This is a genomic window from Proteiniphilum sp. UBA5463, assembly GCF_002427225.1.
Classification (GTDB): Bacteria; Bacteroidota; Bacteroidia; order Bacteroidales; family Dysgonomonadaceae; genus Proteiniphilum; species Proteiniphilum propionicum.
In genome coordinates this window covers 9,853-11,454 of the sequence record NZ_DIQL01000032.1, presented here as the reverse complement: position 1 = coordinate 11,454, position 1,602 = coordinate 9,853, and the positions used below count along the sequence as shown (strand labels likewise).

1 protein-coding gene is annotated in these 1,602 nt (G+C 40.2%); it reads left to right on the top strand.

Going from position 1 to position 1,602, the window contains the following annotated elements; genetic code table 11:
• Positions 1–603 precede the first annotated feature (603 nt).
• A partial coding sequence (locus B3B27_RS05360; protein ID WP_286847000.1) for a Gfo/Idh/MocA family protein occupies positions 604–1,602 on the top strand: 999 nt, incomplete at its 3' end.

Below are 1,602 nucleotides of genomic sequence, written 5' to 3'. Positions count from 1 at the left end.
AGGGCCAAAGAGTAAATTTCCTTTCGAATTTAACAAACACAATAAAGTCCTGAAAGCCAAATGCTTTACAGGGCCTTATTGTGTTATAATACCTTGTGCCTTACTGTTGTTTATAGCGGTCTGAATCTATGCCGGCAAGTTAATTCAATAAATTACTGATTTGTTATGCTTTTTTTATACATTTGCAGAACCAACAATAAATAATTGAACCTTCCCAAACAAAACGACGTACTGTGAAACAATGGTTCAACGATACTTTCAAAGACAAACAGCTTCTTTACTTTAGTAAAAAGGCGATAGAATCAATTTTTCAGTTTCGCAAGCTTTTTAACTTTTTCGGACAAAAAGCTTGGTTTTTCTTTAACCTATGACTTGTAGTAAAGCAATCATAAGGTTGAATCTTTTTTTACGAAATTCTCAACATAAACACCGTAAGTATTTATAAAATAATTACTCCCTGAACCAAGAAATATCAATGAACAAAGCATTTAAATTTAACAGGACTTGTCAAAAGAGAATGAGTGAGTTTGCCATAGTTGAAATTATTATAAAACAATACATGAAATCAATTAAAACAATTTATAAATATAAATTCAACGTATTATGAAAAAGTATAACGTAGGAATCGTTGGTTACAGTTGGGCTGCAGGCGCCCACATAGACGCAATTAATAGGACCTCTCTTGCACAGGTTACTGCGATCTGTTCTTCGCGGGGACTGGATTCGAAGGAAATCAGCGCCAGGCACGGAGGGAACATCAGGTGTTACGAGGATTATTCGGAAATGATTGCCAATCCCGATATACATGTGGTGTCCATATGCAGTTATCCTGCCCTCCACGCTAAGCAGGCCATTATGGCAGCCCGGGCCGGCAAAAACCTGATCATTGAGAAACCGATAGCCCTCACGTGGGAAGATTGTCTGGCCGTGGAGAAGGCTGTGAAGGAAGCTGGCGTAAAGACATGCGTCTGCTTCGAGTGCCGTTTTTCCGGTCAATTACAAACTGTAAAGTCACTTATAGAACAAGGATTATTGGGGAAAATTCATTATGCGGAAGTTGATTATTACCACGGTATCGGGCCATCTTACGGGCAGTACCGGTGGAATATTAAAAAAGAGGAAGCGGGAAGTAGCTTGTTGTCGGCAGGGTGTCATGCCATGGATGCCCTCTTGTACTGTATCGACAGTGAAGTTGATGCGGTTCATAGCTACTCGACCGGCTCTTCCCATGCCGATTTTGCCAAATATGAATATCCCACCAGCTCCGTTTCGATCATAAAATTCAAAAACGGTGCTGTAGGAAAAGTTGCCTCGGTTATTGATTGTCTGCAGCCCTATTATTTCCATTTCCATTTGGTAGGAAGTGAAGGGAGCCTTTTGGATAATAAATTTTATTCTACGAAAATCAAAGAGTTAAACAAGAATAAATGGAGTGAATTATCCATGAAGCTGCTTGATTCGGGCGATGTGTCCGATCACCCATACCTGCATCAGTTTGAAGCATTTTTTAAAGCAATGGACGAAGGCAGGGAGATGCCTTTAACCAGCTTGGCGGATGCCATGAAAACACACGAACTGATTTTCGCCGCTGATAAATCCGCC